14 protein-coding genes are annotated in these 16788 nt (G+C 43.9%); 5 read left to right on the top strand and 9 right to left on the bottom strand.

Annotated elements, in window-relative coordinates; genetic code table 11:
* Positions 1-46 precede the first annotated feature (46 nt).
* Positions 47-817 carry an exodeoxyribonuclease III gene (locus ACOFKR_RS01740; RefSeq protein WP_419802310.1) on the top strand — a complete coding sequence of 257 codons (771 nt, stop codon included), beginning with the start codon at positions 47-49 and terminating at the stop codon, positions 815-817.
* Here ACOFKR_RS01740 and ACOFKR_RS01735 read toward each other — a convergent pair.
* The 9 genes from ACOFKR_RS01735 to ACOFKR_RS01695 all read right to left on the bottom strand — a co-directional run bounded on the left by ACOFKR_RS01735 (position 814) and on the right by ACOFKR_RS01695 (position 12316).
* A complete protein-coding gene (locus tag ACOFKR_RS01735; RefSeq protein ID WP_419802309.1) occupies positions 814-3111 on the bottom strand; it encodes a GH92 family glycosyl hydrolase in 2298 nt (765 codons plus the stop codon). The genes ACOFKR_RS01740 and ACOFKR_RS01735 overlap by 4 nt on opposite strands.
* A 172-nt stretch (positions 3112-3283) precedes the next feature.
* Positions 3284-5470, bottom strand: coding sequence for a hypothetical protein (locus tag ACOFKR_RS01730; protein ID WP_419802308.1), 2187 nt, complete (start codon positions 5468-5470; stop codon positions 3284-3286).
* A gap of 326 nt (positions 5471-5796) precedes the next feature.
* Positions 5797-6366, bottom strand: a complete 570-nt coding sequence (locus ACOFKR_RS01725; protein WP_419802307.1) for a 5-formyltetrahydrofolate cyclo-ligase — start codon at positions 6364-6366, stop codon at positions 5797-5799.
* Positions 6367-6462: 96 nt separating this feature from the next.
* Positions 6463-7023, bottom strand: coding sequence for an elongation factor P (gene efp / locus ACOFKR_RS01720; protein WP_419802306.1), 561 nt, complete (start codon positions 7021-7023; stop codon positions 6463-6465).
* Positions 7024-7118: 95 nt separating this feature from the next.
* On the bottom strand, positions 7119-7745 hold the full coding sequence (locus tag ACOFKR_RS01715; RefSeq protein WP_419802305.1) for an ABC transporter ATP-binding protein: 627 nt from the start codon (positions 7743-7745) through the stop codon (positions 7119-7121).
* An 18-nt stretch (positions 7746-7763) separates the two neighbouring features.
* On the bottom strand, positions 7764-8555 hold the full coding sequence (lpxA, locus tag ACOFKR_RS01710) for an acyl-ACP--UDP-N-acetylglucosamine O-acyltransferase (protein ID WP_419802304.1): 792 nt from the start codon (positions 8553-8555) through the stop codon (positions 7764-7766).
* The gene (locus ACOFKR_RS01705; RefSeq protein WP_419802303.1) at positions 8552-9952 is read right to left on the bottom strand and encodes a bifunctional UDP-3-O-[3-hydroxymyristoyl] N-acetylglucosamine deacetylase/3-hydroxyacyl-ACP dehydratase; all 1401 of its coding nucleotides are present in this window, start codon (positions 9950-9952) and stop codon (positions 8552-8554) included. The genes lpxA and ACOFKR_RS01705 overlap by 4 nt, the downstream gene beginning before the upstream one ends.
* Before the next feature lie 15 nt (positions 9953-9967).
* A complete protein-coding gene (gene lpxD, locus ACOFKR_RS01700) occupies positions 9968-11029 on the bottom strand; it encodes a UDP-3-O-(3-hydroxymyristoyl)glucosamine N-acyltransferase (protein ID WP_419802302.1) in 1062 nt (353 codons plus the stop codon).
* A gap of 60 nt (positions 11030-11089) precedes the next feature.
* Complete coding sequence (locus ACOFKR_RS01695; RefSeq protein WP_419802301.1) at positions 11090-12316, bottom strand: HD domain-containing protein; 1227 nt, start codon at positions 12314-12316, stop codon at positions 11090-11092.
* 140 nt (positions 12317-12456) lie between these two features.
* Between ACOFKR_RS01695 and ACOFKR_RS01690 the strand changes: the two genes are divergently transcribed.
* From ACOFKR_RS01690 to ACOFKR_RS01675, 4 genes are all read left to right on the top strand, one after another.
* Positions 12457-14010 (top strand): PglZ domain-containing protein, encoded by a 1554-nt coding sequence (locus tag ACOFKR_RS01690; protein WP_419802300.1) that lies wholly within the window; start codon positions 12457-12459, stop codon positions 14008-14010.
* Between the two features lie 79 nt (positions 14011-14089).
* A complete protein-coding gene (tsaE, locus tag ACOFKR_RS01685; protein WP_419802299.1) occupies positions 14090-14509 on the top strand; it encodes a tRNA (adenosine(37)-N6)-threonylcarbamoyltransferase complex ATPase subunit type 1 TsaE in 420 nt (139 codons plus the stop codon).
* 54 nt (positions 14510-14563) lie between these two features.
* The gene (locus ACOFKR_RS01680) at positions 14564-15790 is read left to right on the top strand and encodes an alanine dehydrogenase (RefSeq protein ID WP_419802298.1); all 1227 of its coding nucleotides are present in this window, start codon (positions 14564-14566) and stop codon (positions 15788-15790) included.
* Positions 15791-15823: 33 nt separating this feature from the next.
* Positions 15824-16783: a YihY/virulence factor BrkB family protein gene (locus tag ACOFKR_RS01675; RefSeq protein WP_419802297.1), complete on the top strand. Its 960-nt coding sequence runs from the start codon at positions 15824-15826 to the stop codon at positions 16781-16783.
* Positions 16784-16788: the final 5 nt, after the last annotated feature.

The raw sequence follows: 16788 nt of genomic DNA, 5'->3' as shown, positions 1-16788 counted from the left end.
CCTTTTCATCTTCCGCTTTTTTCCTCAAACCCCACACCTCATACCCATGAAAATCATCACCTACAACGTTAACGGAATCCGCTCGGCCATCAGCAAAAACTGGCTCGCCTGGCTGCAAGCCACGGATGCTGATGTGGTTTGTTTGCAGGAAATCAAAGCCTCGCCGGAGGTCATCCCAAGCGAACTGTTTTTGCTGGAGCAAATGGGTTATCAACATTTCTGGTTTCCGGCGCAAAAAAAGGGTTACAGCGGCACTGCTGTTTTTACCAGGCAAAAACCAGTGCATGTGGAATATGGCTGCGGCATCCCGGATTTTGATTTTGAAGGCCGTTGTTTACGTGTTGATTTTGAAGAACTTTCGGTGATGAGCGTTTACTTTCCATCGGGCTCATCCGGCGCGGAGCGGCAGGCTTTTAAGTTTCGTTTTCTGGATGAATTTGGCGATTATCTGCATAAACTCCAATGGGCTTTCCCGAAGTTGGTGGTTTGCGGCGATTACAACATCTGCCATAAACCGATCGATATCCACAATCCGAAATCAAACGCCAACAGTTCCGGTTTTTTGCCCGAAGAGCGCGAATGGATGGAAAAACTGCTCGAATCCGGCTTTACAGATACATTCAGGCATTTCAACAAAGAACCGCATAATTATACCTGGTGGAGTTTTCGCGCTGGTTCGCGCGGCAAAAATTTGGGCTGGCGGATTGATTATAATTTAGCCACGCACGCTTTAATCCCTCACCTGAAAAAGGCATATATTTTGCCGGAAGCCAAGCATTCTGATCATTGTCCTGTGCTACTCGAACTTGATTTTTAACGATTTTTAGGTGATAAAAGAAGCATTGGCTGCGATACCGAAAAAGGTTTGTCTTCCTCGGCAATGCCACGGTTTACAGCCGGTTTGTTGTTCATTTCCAGTTTTAAAATCCCGCCGTTGGTTATTTCACTGTGCTTTAAAAAATCCCGGTCAAAAGGTTTTCCGTTTAAACTGGCCGTTTTGATGTAAACGTTTTCCCTGGAGTTTGCCGGTGCGTCAATGATAAATTTTTTGCCGTTTTCCAGCGTGATCGTTGTTTTTTTGAACATCGGGCTGCCCATTACATATTCATCAGTGCCTGGGGTAACGCTATAAAATCCAAGTGCGCTCAGTACATACCAGGAAGAAGTTTGGCCCTGGTCTTCATCACCGGGATAGCCGTTTTCTGATGAATTGTAGAGTTTGTACATAATATCACGTACATGAAACTGGGATTTCCAGGGCTGGCCGGCATAATTGTACAGATATGGCATGTGCTGTATCGGCTGGTTGCCATGTGCATATTGCCCCATGTTGGCCACCACCATTTCCGTCATTTCGTGGATCATCCCGCCATAAGAGCCCGTATTTACCCGGTTTGGTTCTGTAAAAACAGAATCCAGTTTGGCGGTGAAGTTTTGGTCGCCGCCCATCAAATTGATCAAACCCTGAATGTCATGAAAAACCGACCATTGCCAGTGCCAGGCATTTCCTTCTGTAAAAGGGCCGCCCCATTCGTCAGGGTCAAAGTTTGGTTTCCATTGCCCTTCGGCATTTTTTCCCTCCATAAACTTGTTTTTCGGGTTGTACACATTCCGGTAATTATAAATCTGCCTGACAAAAATGTTTGCATAAAAATCATTGCCCGTCATTTTGGCTAGCTTATATCCGCAAAAATCGTCATAAGCATATTCTAAGGTTTTGGCAGTAGCTTCCCGGTATTTTGGATAGGGCACGTAGCCCAGTTCATAGTATTCTTTCCATCCGTCCCTCCCGTTTGACGGCCCCCATGGCCCTTTGTTTATGGCTTCATGCAGATAAGCTTTTAAAGCTTCCTTCGGATCAAAAGTGCGGATGCCTTTTGCCCAGGCATCGGCGAGTAAAGAAATGGCATGGTTGCCGATCATACTTCCGGCCTCACTTGGGAAAGACCACGACGGCAGCCAGCCGCATTGTTCGTAAGCAGCCAGCAAAGCCTGCATATATCTGCCTTGCATTTCGGTTTGCAAAATAGTGTTCAAAGGAAATTGGGCGCGAAAAGTGTCCCAAAAACCGGTGTCGGTAAACATGTAGCCCGAATGAATTTTACCATCGTAAGGGCTGAAATAATAGGGTTTATCGTCTTTGTCCAACTCATAAAACTTTCTTGAAAACAAACTCGCCCTGAAAAAGCAGGAATAGAAAGTGGCTTTATCTTCCTCGCTTCCGCCTTCCACCAAAACTTTCCCCAGTGATTTGTTCCAAACCGCTGCCGCTTTTGCCTTGGTTTGTTCCAGCGTTTTATCTGCGCCTAATTCTCTTGTTAAGTTTAATTCGGCTTGTTCTACGCTGATGTAGGACGATGCTGTTTTTACCTGTACTTTTTCGCCGGACTTGAACTCAACATAAGCGCCTTTGCCCAAACCTTCTGCCGCAACAGAATCTGCGTGGACGGTGTTGGTTTTATTGTCCCAGGTTCCAAAAGACTTGATCGGCTGATCAAACCTCAGCACAAGAAAACTTTTCCAGCCTGCTTTAAAACCTTCCCCATTGTTTACCCAGCCGGTGATTTTGTTTTCTTTCGAATAGATTTTTACGCCGCTAAGCCTCGTATAACCGTCTAAAATCAGGTAACTTTTTTTCCCTTTGGGGAAAGTAAAACGCAGGTGTGCGCCGCGTTCTGAAGGGGAAATTTCGGTAACGATCTGATTGTCAAACTTAACTTTATAATAATTTGGTTTTGCGGTTTCGTTGCTGTGGCTAAATTTAACTTCCCGCTCATTTTCGTTCACTACCAAATTTCCAGTTTCGGGCATCAAAGAAAAAACAGCGTAATCCCGCGTCCACGAACTGCATTGGTGCGATTGCTGAAAGCCGCGGATATGATCTTTAAAATATTGATATTTCCAGCCGTCGCCGTTTTTGCCGGTTTGTGGTGTCCAGGTGTGCATGGCAAAAGGCAAAGCGGTGGTTGGATAAGTATTTCCATGCGTCAGCTCCTGTTTGGAATTTGTACCCTGCAAGGTGTTTACATATTTTACCAGATCGGGTTGCTGCGCAAACAAAAAATTGCCTGGTAAAAACAGCATCATGGAAATCAAGGGTTTCAGTTTCATTTTGGGGATAAGGACCTGTTAAATTTAATAAACCACGATGCCTCTTTTTAAAAAATAAAAATTGATGTTTGAAAAATTATCCCGCACAAAAGAATTATTGCAATATATATTTTTATGTGATAAAAGAAGCATCGGACAATCTTAAATCGGATCAGAAAGTTTCAAATAAACATTACCAGGTAATATCGACTTTTATGCCGTCAGGATTATTATCAAAGCTTAGGTAGCATGTTTTTGAAGATGCGTTCCAAGAGGTTTTTACTTCATTGACCTTTTCGCCTTTATTGTTGGTAATCGAAACATTTTTCGGTTTTGCAGGCAACAATACGCGCATGGAATTGGTAGTGTTTATCGGACTTTTACACACAAAGCTGTATTTGTTGGCCGTCCGCTCCTCGTTATAAATCCGCGATGCGGAAGCTAAAACCTGCGGTTTTGTTTTATCAGGGACACGGTTTACCACATATAACAACGATTGCTCGCCAGGGTTCACGCTTTTTTGGGCAAGCACCGGCAATTGCGGGTCGAACAAATCGATAACCGGCCCTTTTATTTGGTATGGTTTGCTGTCGCTGTTTTCATCCAGTACGGCAACAACATCGTATGGCCCGCGCTCCAGGTACAAGCTGTTTTTAAACGACAATTTTCCTGCTTTGGCATCATCCTCATAACCCTGCTTCACCAAATCAACAAACACATTGTCGTTGTTTGGCTGCATTACAAAGTCTTTTGGGTTTTGCCTCGAAACATAAACCGCACCTTTGCCAACTTTAAAATGTTGGTTATTTTTTGTTGGGTTGATGCCCAGTAATTTAAACAAGTGCTGCGATGGGGCGGTAAATTTGTTTCCATTGGTGTCCCACCATTCCATTACGGATTGGTAAGGGTCGTCGTCCTTTCCGCAGTAAATCAACACGCCGCCTTTTTTTACCCAATTGGCCAATTCGGTATGCACTTCGGCAGATACAGGTTTCATGTTCGAGTAGCTCATCACCAAAACCTTGATGTCTTTTAAAGAAGCCGCATAACCAAGGTTTTCCATGTGCACGGTTTGCACGGGCACGCCGCGTTTTAACAACGGAAATGTTTGCCCGTAAAAATTGGAAAATTGCGGGTCTTCATATCCGGCATGGGTTGGAAATCGCTGAAACATCAAGGTATTGCCCATCAAAACGCCAATACCATTTACGCCCGATACCTTGTTGTTTGATTTTGGCATACTGTTCAGCGCATTGACCATAACCTGCATTTGGGTTGAATAAAACCTTGGGATCAGCGTTTTTTCGTTGCTGCCAAGAACAGGATAAGGGTGTGTATAAATGCGTTCCGGCCAGGGCATTACTTCATAATCGGCAACCATCGGGTATAAAAGTTTGGCGGTAAAAGTTGCCTGATAGTTGCGTTTGTAATCGCTCCAATCGTGTACACGGTCTTCGATTGGGTCTGTCAGTAAAAATACTTTTCGCTTGGTCGGCGCGGTCATGGAAACAACCGAGCCATACTCCAGGAAAGCATTTTCGAAAACCCGTTCTTTTTTTTCACCATTAAAATAAGTCGGCTCGCGTGCCGTGCCCGTCCAAACCTGGGCGATGTAACCATCAATACTCGGCAACGATGCCAAGCTTGCTTCTGGACTTACAATTTGCCAGGAGGAATAATTGACCAGGGAATGCGTCGGTATAAAAACCTTAACTTCCTTGCCTTTGCTTTGGCCGTAAGCTTTGGCGTAGGCAGATACTTGTTTTATGGCATCAAAATATAAATGATATTTTAGTTTGCTCGACAGATAGGTATTTTCTGCTGATGCGTCCTGCGGTTTCCAGGGGAAGCCGTAATATTTTTGCCATTCTTCTTTAAACGGCGCGCTATAACCGGCGCGTGCCCAAAATTCCGGCTCTTCCAAAAATATGGTGCTGATGTCGGCATCGATCACCCTTTTTACAACAGCCGTTTCCATATAATCGATAAACGATTGTACCGGTACAACGTAAGGCATGTTTTTACCGTGCATAATCGTATCGCCTTTGATGGTTACCTGGCCAACGCCAAGGTGGTTCTTGCCGTCCCATTTGCCCAAAAAGTAATCAAAATACTCGCCCCAGGCAATGCCGGTCATGAAGTTCACCTCGTAACCATGGTCCCGCCAAGTTTTTACACGCTCTTCAAAGGTCATCCCCGGACGGTCATTTGTACCGTAAACAATCGCAATATCTGACCGTACATCAATTTCCGGCCGCCAGGGGCTGCTGGTTTGAAAAGCTGTTTTTTGTTTTGAGTTGATTTGTGCAAACGCATCTAAACAATTAAAAACAAAGCTTAAAGCAATAGCAAAAGCGAGGTAAAATTTGATACTTTTCATGTTGTAGCAGATTTGGGAAGATGTTGTCCGGGTTTTATTTGGGTTGATGATGATGCTTCTTTTATCACCCCAAAATTGGTATTTTTTTCTATTTTTTATAGCGATTTGACAAAAGCACCCATTTTATACCGATAAAAGAAGCATTACCAATTTTTGGCATATCAAATAATATTAGATGCTTCTTTTATCACCTAAAAAACATTGTACGGTTTAGGTTTTTATGTTGAAATTATGTGCAAATGCAAGGTTTATATGTATAAAAGAAGCTGAAACAACAATCTTCCGTTAAATTTCGGCACAGGTCAAAACACAAAATCCTCATCCTGTCAAAAACCCCAGTTTTTTTTCGGTGTGATACATTGGTGAAGTTTAACGTCGAAATCAGCTGCATCATCGATTTTAAAAACCGGCCCGAACAATGAAATACCGATAAAGCGCGTTCCTGCTTCACAATCTGCCAAAAAACGATCGTAAAAACCGCCGCCGTAACCCACGCGGTTGCCTTGCTCATCAAAAGCGAGCAAAGGTACCATCACCATGCTGTTTTTATCGATATAAAATTGGTTTCCGCTAACCGGCTCCGGGATACCGTATTTATTTTCGGCAATGATTAAATCTGCATCATCCAAAAAACCGGTCAAGGTTTTATGCTGAAAATCTGCTTTCGGGAAAACACGTTTAATTTGCGGATGCTTTTTTTGCAGGAAGTTTAGCAGTAATCTGGTGTCGGGTTCTTTGTATTGAAGCATCGGCAAAAAAATATGAACGGCTTTAATCCCGCCAAAATCAAGCTGCATAAACTGCTGCAACAGTTGCTGATTTAAGGTTTGATGTTCCGCTTCCGAAAGCTGCAACCGTTTTTCCAGATAAATTTTGCGGAGTCCGGCTTTATTCATACAATAAATAATTTATTTGCAGCAAATTTTTGTTGAAGCAAAAAAGGCGTACAAAAAACCTGCACACCTTTTTTATACCGGCAAAAACAGCATCGCTTATTTTACGCGTTCTACATAACTTCCCGTTGCGGTATCAACTTTCACTTTATCGCCCAAATTGATAAACAACGGCACTTTTATTTCGGCACCGGTTTCTACCGTGGCATTTTTTAACGCGCCGGTCGAGGTATCGCCTTTTACGGCCGGCTCGGTATAAGTAATTTCCAGTTCTGCGGAGGCTGGTGCTTTGGCCATAATCGGCTCATCACTTTCAAAAGCAACAATCACGTTGGCTCCTTCTTTTAAAAACTTTACGGCCGGCCCGAACAAAAACTTAGGAATGTTAAACTGCTCAAAAGTGGCATTGTCCATCACCACCAAATCATTTCCATCTTCATAAAGATATTGATAATCAGTAGTTTCTACCCGGGCAATTTCTACTTCTTCATCTGTACGGAAACGATATTCCACCAGTTTGCCGGTTTTTACGTTGCGCATCCTGGCCTGATAAAAAGCGCGCAAATTGCCGGGCGTGCGGTGGATAAATTCTTCTACCTGTATCAATTCGCCGTTAAAACGCAGGATGTTTCCATTTTTTATATCAGATGCCTTGGCCATAAATCAGTTTTTTTGAGAGCGACAAAATTAGCAATCAGCCCGAAACAAACAAAAGCTTAATTGGGGTTGATGAATTTATACCGATAAAAACAGCATCAGGGTTTCTGTTTGTAATCCAAAATATTTAGCCGGTTTTTGCAGAAACCATATTCGTGTTCCTGGTTAGAGCAGATGATGGTCAGGCGGTTTTGCGCAAATCTTTCGATCAGTTGCAAATACCAGTCAATCCCTTGCGTGTCCAGGTTTGCGGTTGGTTCGTCCAGCATCAGCAACGGCGTATCGGCACAAAAAGCCAGAGCCAGTTTTACGCGCTGCTTCATCCCGGAAGAAAAATAACGGATTGCCTTGTTTTTGCTGGCCTCCATCTGCAGCAGCGTGATGATTTTATTTCGGTCCATTCCGCTGGCATATTTTTTAAACTGAAAATGGAAATCGATCACTTCCGATAAACTAAATTCTTCAATCAGCTCCAGATAAGGCGCGGCCAAACTTATGTGCTGGTAAACCTGCTCAACCTCAACAATTTTATGCCGGTAAAAGAAGCATATCGTTCCGGCCGAGGGCGATAAACTGCCGTTCAAAACCTGCAATAAAGTGCTTTTGCCCGAACCGTTGATGCCCAAAATAGCGTAGGTTTCGGGTTGGGAAAAAGTGCAATTGATGTTCCTGAAAATCCAGTCGCGGTTAAAACGCCGCCCTAAATTTTCAAGCACAATTTCCATTTAGTATCGTTTCTGGTTCTAAAAAGAGGAAGGATTGCCAAAACCTTTCATAATGCCGCGGTTGGAATTTCGGATAAAATCCAAGATTTCATCGCGGATTTCTGTTGGCCGTCGTTCCGCCTCAATCATGTATAAAGCATTGCTGAGGTTGTGTTTTTTTACGAAAATCGTCCGGTAAATATCTTGGATTTCGTTGATCTGTTCTGAAGAATAACCTCTTCTGCGCAAGCCAACTGAGTTAATTCCGACGTAAGAAAGCGGCTCGCGGGCAGCTTTTACATACGGCGGAACATCTTTCCGCACCAGGGAACCACCGGTAACAAAAGCGTGCGCGCCAATCTGGCAAAATTGATGGACGGCCACCATTCCGGCCAAAACCACATAATCATCGATGGTAACATGGCCCGCCAAAGTGGTATTGTTGGAAAAAATGCAGTTGTTGCCAATCTGGCAATCGTGGCCAACATGGCAATAAGCCATAATCAGGCAATTATCGCCCACAACGGTTTTCCAGCGGTCTTTTGTGCCTCGGTTGATGGTGGCACACTCGCGGATGGTCGTGTTGTTGCCAATTTCAACCGTGGTTTTTTCTCCGTCAAATTTTAAATCCTGCGGAATGGCAGAAATGACAGCACCCGGGAAAATGCGGCAGTTTTTGCCAATGCGAGCACCATCCATAATGGTTACGTTGGAGCCAATCCAGGTGCCTTCGCCAATTTCCACATCGCCATAAATGGTTGCAAAAGGCTCAATCACAACTTGATCTGCAATTTTGGCACCCGGATGAATATAGGCTAAGGGCTGCGTCATGCGTTTTTATATCTAACAATCTGTGCCATCAATTCGGCTTCCACCACTACTTTTTCGCCAACTGTGCCCACACCTTTCATCTGTGCAATGCCGCGGCGGATTGGTGCCAGCAAATCACATTGGAAAACAACGGTATCGCCCGGCAAAACTTTATCTTTAAAACGCGCATTTTCGATCTTTAAAAACAGCGTTAACCAGTTTTCCGGATCGGGCACGGTGTTCAGCACTAAAATGCCACCGGTTTGCGCCATGGCTTCAATCTGCAAAACACCCGGCATTACAGGCGCGCCCGGAAAATGGCCTGCAAAAAAAGGCTCGTTCATGGTAACCGCTTTTACACCAACCACGTGTGTTTTGGTCAGCTCCATAATCCGGTCTATCAGCAACATTGGTGGCCGGTGCGGCAAAATATTCATGATCTGTACCGTATCATAAACCGGTTTTGCATTTGGGTTGTAATGATAGAAGCTTTTTTTACTACGCTCTTTTTTGATAAGTGCTTTTATTTTTCTGGCGAAGGCGATATTGGCCGCATGGCCGGGGCGGGCGGCCATAATGTGGCCTTTCAGCGGAACACCAACTAAAGCCAAATCCCCAATCATGTCCAGCAATTTGTGGCGGGCAGGTTCATTTTGATGGCGCAATTCGATATTGTTCAAAATCCCCTGCGGGGCCACATCAATATCTTTACGGTTAAACAATGTAGCCAGATGCTGCAATTCTTCCTGGTTCACGTCCCGGTCAACTACCACAATGGCATTGTTGATATCGCCGCCTTTTATCAGGTTATGCTTCAGCAACGATTCCAACTCGTGCAAAAAACAAAAAGTACGGCAGGAAGCAATTTCCCGGCGAAACTCGGTAATGGTAGAAATACTGGCGTGCTGGCTGCCCAGCACCGGCGAATTATAATCCACCATGCAGGTAAATCGGTAATCATCCAGCGGCATGGCCACCATATCTACTTTACGGTCTGGTTCAGAATAGTGAATGTTGTACGGAATACTGAAATATTCCCGGTCAGCGTCCTGCTCTTTAAAACCAACTTCCACCAAAGCATCTATAAACTGCAGGGAACTGCCATCCATAATCGGTGTTTCCGGCCCGTCCAGATCAATCAGTATATTGTCCAGCTCTAAGCCAACCAAAGAAGCCAGAACGTGCTCAACTGTATTTACTGAAGCACCGTTTTGGGTGATGGTGGTGCCTCGGGAAGTATCGGTTACGTTATCTACATCAGCATCAATTATTGGCTGGCCTTCAACATCTATCCTCCTGAACTTAAAGCCGTGGTTTTCTGGGGCCGGACGAAAAGTCAGCGTTACTTTTTCACCTGTGTGCAACCCTGTTCCGGAAACAGAAACTTCAGCTTTAATCGTTCGTTGTTTTGTGTTCATATTTATCAAATCTTATTACCGAGGCTTCCTGTATAGTTCGGGAGGTTGCTGCAAATCGGCCAGTTTTTTTTCCAGCTCTTGTATTTTTTTTTCCAGTTCGGGCAAGCGGTTCACCCTGATCTGCGAGCGCATGTGGTCCTGATAATTGGTTGCGGGCGCACCGGCCCATTTTTTATTTTCTTCTTTAATGGTTCTGCTGATGCCGGATTGCGCCTGCACCTGCGAACCTTTGGCAATCTGGATATGCCCAACTACGCCAACCTGGCCGCCCAGCACCACATTTTCACCAATTTTGGTACTGCCGGAAATACCAGTTTGTGCGGCCACAACCGTATTGCTGCCAATTTCTACGTTGTGTGCAATCTGGATCAGATTATCTAATTTTACACCCCTGCGGATGATGGTTGAACCCATTGTGGCACGATCAATAGTGGTGTTGGCACCAATTTCCACATCATCCTCAATAATCACGTTGCCAATCTGGGCCACTTTTTGATAAGTCCCATCACCCTGCGGCGCGAAACCAAAGCCATCACCACCAATAATAACACCGGAATGCAGCGTAACATCATTTCCGATTTTGCAATCAAAATAAATTTTTACACCGGCAAAAACAGTAACGTTGTTTCCTAAAACCACATCCGCAGCCACGTATGAATTTGGGTAGATGCGGCAGTTATCCCCCAAAACCACATTTGCGCCGATGTAAGAAAAAGCACCGATATAAACGTCTTTGCCCAGTTTTGCCGTTGGATGGACAAAACTTGGCTGCTCAATACCCGGTTTGGCCAGTTTGCTTTGGTTATACTTATCAAGCAAAACAGAAATAGCGATGTAAGGGTTTTCTACCCGGATTAAGGTAGCATTTACAGGCTCTGTTAAAACCTGCCCCTGATCAATAATCAGTATGGAAGCCTGCGTAGTATATAAATATTGCTCGTATTTTGGATTGGCCAGGAAAGATAAACTTCCGGCTTCGGCTTCTTCAATCTTGGCCAGCTGATTAACCGTAACTTCAGGCTTGCCTTCAATGGTTCCGTTCAGCAATAAGCTGATCTCAAGTGCGGTTAATTGCATCGGGCAAATTTAATTCTAAATCTCAAAGCAGCAAATTATTAAAAATGCTGTATTTAATGGTTATACATCTTTAATCACGCACAAAACATACTTTACTACCCGCTTAGAAAGTGAAATTAAGTTTGAATTGTCACTTGCATCGGCAATATCCTGCACTTCGCCGCTTTTCAGCAAAATCCTGATGTTTTCGTCGCCCACTTTATATGCATCGTTTACCACACGGTCTGTAAAAACATAGTAGCCGGCATCTTCTTCATCCAGCAAATCCAGTTTTTGGATGGCCTGATGCTTCAGTCTGACGGTCAGTTCCAGGTCCGGCGGCATGTTGGTCAGTTCTACCCGGTACAAATTTCGGTTGATAAATCGCGAGCAGAGATCAGACAGGATAAAATCCGAATGGTTTACCCAAACTTTTACGGCAGATAAAATATCCGTATCGTCCAGGTTTACAAAGGCGTCCAGATGGCGCGGATCAGTTACGAATGCTTCTTTTACCACACTTTTTTGGAGGAAATGCGCCAGGGGCGGCGTGGCAAAAAGCTCAAACTTGTTTAAAGCCAGCAATCGGCCCCGTTCCAGTATTTTTACCAGCAGCATTTCTGCGGCAATTACGGTTTTATGCAGATAAACCTGCCAGTACATCAGCCTTCGCGCAATTAAAAATTTCTCTACCGAGTAAATGCCTTTTTCCTCAACCACAATATAATCGTCCACAACATTCAGCATTTTGATGATGCGGTCAAAACTGATCACACCTTCCGAAACGCCGGTAAAAAAACTATCACGGTTCAGGTAATCCAGCCGGTCAATGTCCAGCTGTCCGGAAACCAGCTGATGCAGAAAATGGCGTGGATAAGTATCATTAAAAATCCGGATCGCCAGTGTCAACTGCCCGTTAAACTCCACGTTCAGCCGGTCCATCAGCAAGCTGGAAATCATTTCATGCGATACTCCTTTTACCAGGGTATTTTCGAGCGCGTGCGAAAACGGGCCGTGGCCGATATCGTGCAGCAAAATGGCAATCTCTACGGCTTCTTCTTCCTCCGCAGAAATTTCGGTGCCTTTGCCGCGCAGTGTTTCTACCGCCAAACCCATTAAATGAAGTGCGCCCAGCGCATGATGAAAACGCGTATGCAGCGCACCGGGATACACTAAATGTGTCATCCCCAACTGTTTGATGTAGCGCAGCCGCTGGAAATAACGGTGTTCTACCAGATCAAAAATAAGTTCGGTTGGTATGCTGATAAATCCGTAAACAGGATCATTGATTATCTTTTTTTTGTTCAAAATAAAGCGGGCTGAAAGGGTGCGATTTAGTAAAAGTTTGTCTGATCTGCTTCCTTTTTTTGTGTTAAATTTTGTTAATTTATGTCACTACGGCAACAAAACGTTGTCATACAGGTTTAAATTTTAAATAAATAATTATCATGCAGGATACCACCATTTTATGGGCTGATGACGAAATTGACTTTCTGAAACCGCACATACTATTTTTAAGCGAAAAAGGCTATCAGATCAAAACCGCCACCAACGGGACAGACGCGGTCGACCTCTTCAAAAATAATAATATCGATCTTGTTTTTTTGGATGAAAATATGCCGGGCTTAACCGGTTTGGAAACACTAACGGAGATTAAGAACATCAACGCCGATGTGCCGATTGTGATGATCACCAAAAGCGAGGAAGAGCATTTGATGGAAGATGCCATCGGCTCTAAAATTGATGATTACCTGATCAAACCGGTCAACCCAAAACAGATTTTGCTCACTATCAAAAAACTGACCGAAAACAAGCGTTTGGTTACCGCCAAAACCACTATGGGTTATCAGCAGGATTTCCGTACGCTTGGCATGACGCTGAACGATAATTTAAGCTACCAGGAATGGGTTGATGTTTACAAAAAGCTGATTTATTGGGAGTTGGAGCTTGAAAAACTGGAAGATGCCGGAATGCACGACATCCTGACTTTGCAAAAGGCAGAAGCCAATACGCAGTTTTCCAAGTTTATCGAAAAAAACTACCTCAACTGGATCAAAAACCAGGATACGGCACCAATGCTCTCTCATCAGCTGTTCAAAAAGAAGGTTTTTTCACAATTAAATACAACTTCGCCTACGTTTTTTATCCTGATTGACAATTTACGTTATGATCAGTACCGCATTATCCACCCAATTATTTCAGAATATTTCAGGCTGGAGGAAGAAGATACCTATTTCAGCATTTTGCCAACCGCCACACAATATGCCCGCAACGCCATTTTTTCTGGTTTGATGCCGCTGGACATGGAAAAACGTTATCCTGAAATGTGGCAGAATGATGAAGATGAAGGCGGTAAAAACCTGTTTGAAGAGCAGTTTCTGGGCGATCAGATCAAGCGGACATTGCGCAAAGACTGTAAGTTTTCGTACCATAAAATTTTAAATATTGACGAAGGCCGTGCATTGAACGATTCTATCAGCAACCTAATGCAGAACGAGCTGAACGTGGTGGTTTACAACTTTGTGGACATGCTTTCGCACGCACGCACGGATATGCAGATGATCCGCGAACTGGCCAACGGTGATGCTGCTTACCGCTCGTTAACGCTTTCCTGGTTTGAGCATTCGCCGTTGTTTGACCTGCTGAAATACCTGGCACAAAAACAGGTTAAAGTGGTGATTACCACTGATCACGGAACGATCCGTGTAAAAAACCCAAGCAAAATTATAGGCGACCGCAACACCAACACCAACTTACGTTATAAACAAGGTAAAAACCTGAATTACAACGCCAAAGAGGTTTTCCATATCCGCAACCCGCACGATGCGATGCTGCCGAAACTGCACGTCAGCTCCAGTTTTGTGTTTGCCAAGGAAGACAAATACTTCGTTTACCCTAATAATTTTAACCATTTCGTAAACTTTTATAACGAAACTTTCCAGCACGGCGGCATCAGCATGGAAGAAATGATTGTGCCGATAGCCACTTACGGGCCGAGATAAACAAATAAATGATACTGTTTTTACCATTATAAAAACAGTATCATTTGAATATTTTTGCGGCGATTATATTTATCGGTAGATGGAAATTATTACAGCTGATATCGATCAATTACCAAACGCGGCCTGGCAATTGATTGATTTTTTAGGGGAAAAAGATAAAATTCTCCTCTTTTACGGCGAAATGGGTGCCGGGAAAACTACTTTTATCAAGGTTTTTTGTGAGGCTTTAGGAGTGGCGGATACAGTTTCCAGTCCTACTTTTTCCATCGTTAACGAATATCATTATCCCGAAGGAATTATTTATCACTTTGATTTCTATCGCCTTAAAAACCAAACCGAAGCGTTGGACCTGGGCGTGGAAGAATACTTGTATTCCGGCGAATATTGTTTGATCGAATGGCCAGAACAAATCCCGGATTTACTGCCCGAAAATTTTATCCGAATCCGTATTGAAGTGCAGCCTGATCGGCAGCGAAAATTAACGATCACGAAAGATTAATCTCTATTTCAACTTATATTTGCTTAATTTCAGCAACCGGAAATTGGGAAAAATATGAGTTCAGGGATTTTAAGCGGATTTTCCGACATCGCAAAGCAGGCCATGATGCAGCCGCAGGAATCGATGCTGGAAGTGAGAAATAAAAAAAACAAGCTTTACATCGGTATCCCGAAGGAAACCTCTTTTCAGGAGAACCGCATTGCCATTACGCCGCTTTCGGTTGCCACATTAGTAAACAACGGCCACACTGTCATCCTGGAATCCAACGCCGGGATGGGTGCCAATTTTACCGATAATAATTACAGCGAACAAGGCGCACAGATTGTTTACGATACAGCGCAGGTTTACCAGGCCGATATCATCCTGAAAATTGCACCGCCAACGCTGGCCGAAATCGGGATGATGAAAATGAACCAAACGCTCCTGTCTGCCTTGCAAACTTCTACCATCAAAGCCGAATATTTACATGCTTTGATCAGCAAAAAAATAACCGCGCTTTGTTTTGAAAACCTGCAGGACGAAGGCGGCACATTAAGCGTTGTACGCGCCATGAGCGAGATTGTGGGCGCAACTTCTATCTTGATAGCTGCCGAATATTTAAGTAATGTTTTTAACGGCAAAGGCCTGATGCTGGGCGGCATTACCGGTGTGCCGCCAACCGAAATTGTGATCCTGGGAGCCGGAACGGTAGGCGAATATGCCGCCAGGACCGCCATTGCTTTAGGTGCCGAAGTGAAGGTTTTTGATCCGTCGATCTACAAATTGCGCCGCCTGCAAAACAACATTGGCAGCCGGGTTTTTACCTCCGTTATCCAGCCGATTGTATTGGAAAAAGCCATTACCACCTGCGATGTGGCCATTGGTGCCATGCGGGCCAAAGCCAGCCGCAGCCCTTGTTTGGTTTCCGAAGAAACGGTAAGCCACATGAAGCCCAATTCAGTTGTAATTGATGTGAGCATCGATCAGGGAGGCTGTTTTGAAACTTCCGAAGTAACCAACCACACCAACCCGGTTTTTCGGAAATACGATGTCATCCATTATTGCGTGCCCAACATTGCTTCCCGCGTAGCGCGAACGGCCACTTATGCTTTAACCAATATTTTTACACCGATTTTACTTGACATCGGCGAACATGGCGGCCTCAAAAACGTGATCTGGGAAAAAGCAGGTGTGCGCAACGCAGTTTACATTTATCAGGGCCATTTAACAAGCCCGGTTTTTGGCGAACGGTTTAACATCCCGAGTAAAGATTTGGATTTGCTGATCGTTTCTAATCTGTAAAAATTGTGATGCTGTTTTTATCACCTAAATTTTATGTTTAAAAAATACTTTGCCCTAAAATATTTAAAACGTATTGGCAAAATTTTGCTGACAACATTCAACTGTTTTTTAGATGATAAAGGGCTGAAATTTAGCGCAGCATTGGCTTATTATACCGTTTTCGCACTGGCACCGCTATTGATGTTGGTTATTTCGCTGACCAGTGTTTTTTTGGGCCATGATGCGATCCAAAACAATATCTACCCGCAAATTAAATCGTATGTGGGAAGTGCTGCGGCCATCCAGATCCAGAACATGATCAAAAGTATTTCCCTGTCTGGCAAAACCACAATTGCAGTTGTGACCAGTGTAGTTACCTTAATTATCGGTGCAACAAGTATTTTTATGGAGATCCAGGAGTCTCTCAATATTATCTGGCGCGTAAAAGCAAAACCTAAAAAAGGCTGGGTAAAAATGCTGACCAACCGGCTGATCTCTTTTTCGATGATTATTGGCTTAGGGTTTTTGCTCATCGCATCGCTAATCGTTAACGCTTTGGTACTGGCTTTGAGCAGTCACATCACACGTTATTTCCCGGAAGTTACCGTGCAGATTTTCAACCTCATTAATATTGGTATCACCTTCATTGTGATTTCGGTACTTTTCGGTATTATTTTTAAGTTTTTGCCCGATGTAAAAATTGCCTGGCGCGATGTGCGTACTGGTGCTTTTTTTACCGCCCTTTTGTTTATGCTGGGCAAATATTTAATTGGTATTTACATCCAAACCACCGGCACAGGTTCTACTTATGGCGCGGCCGGTTCATTAATCGTTATTTTGGTGTGGATATATTATACTTCGGCCATTTTATATTTCGGTGCCGAGTTTACCAAAGTTTATGCAGATGATTATGGCGAGAAAATTGAACCTGCCGAATATGCCGTGCACATCGAGCAGAAAGAAGTGGAACGTGATGTAAAAGTTTTGCCGCAGCAGCATCATGTAAAAAAGTAAGCAAT

The sequence above is a fragment of the Mucilaginibacter sp. genome (assembly GCF_965201005.1).
Taxonomy (GTDB): Bacteria; Bacteroidota; Bacteroidia; order Sphingobacteriales; family Sphingobacteriaceae; genus Mucilaginibacter_A.
Note: the sequence above shows the minus strand (reverse complement) of the source record. Positions and strands in the feature narration are given on the sequence as shown.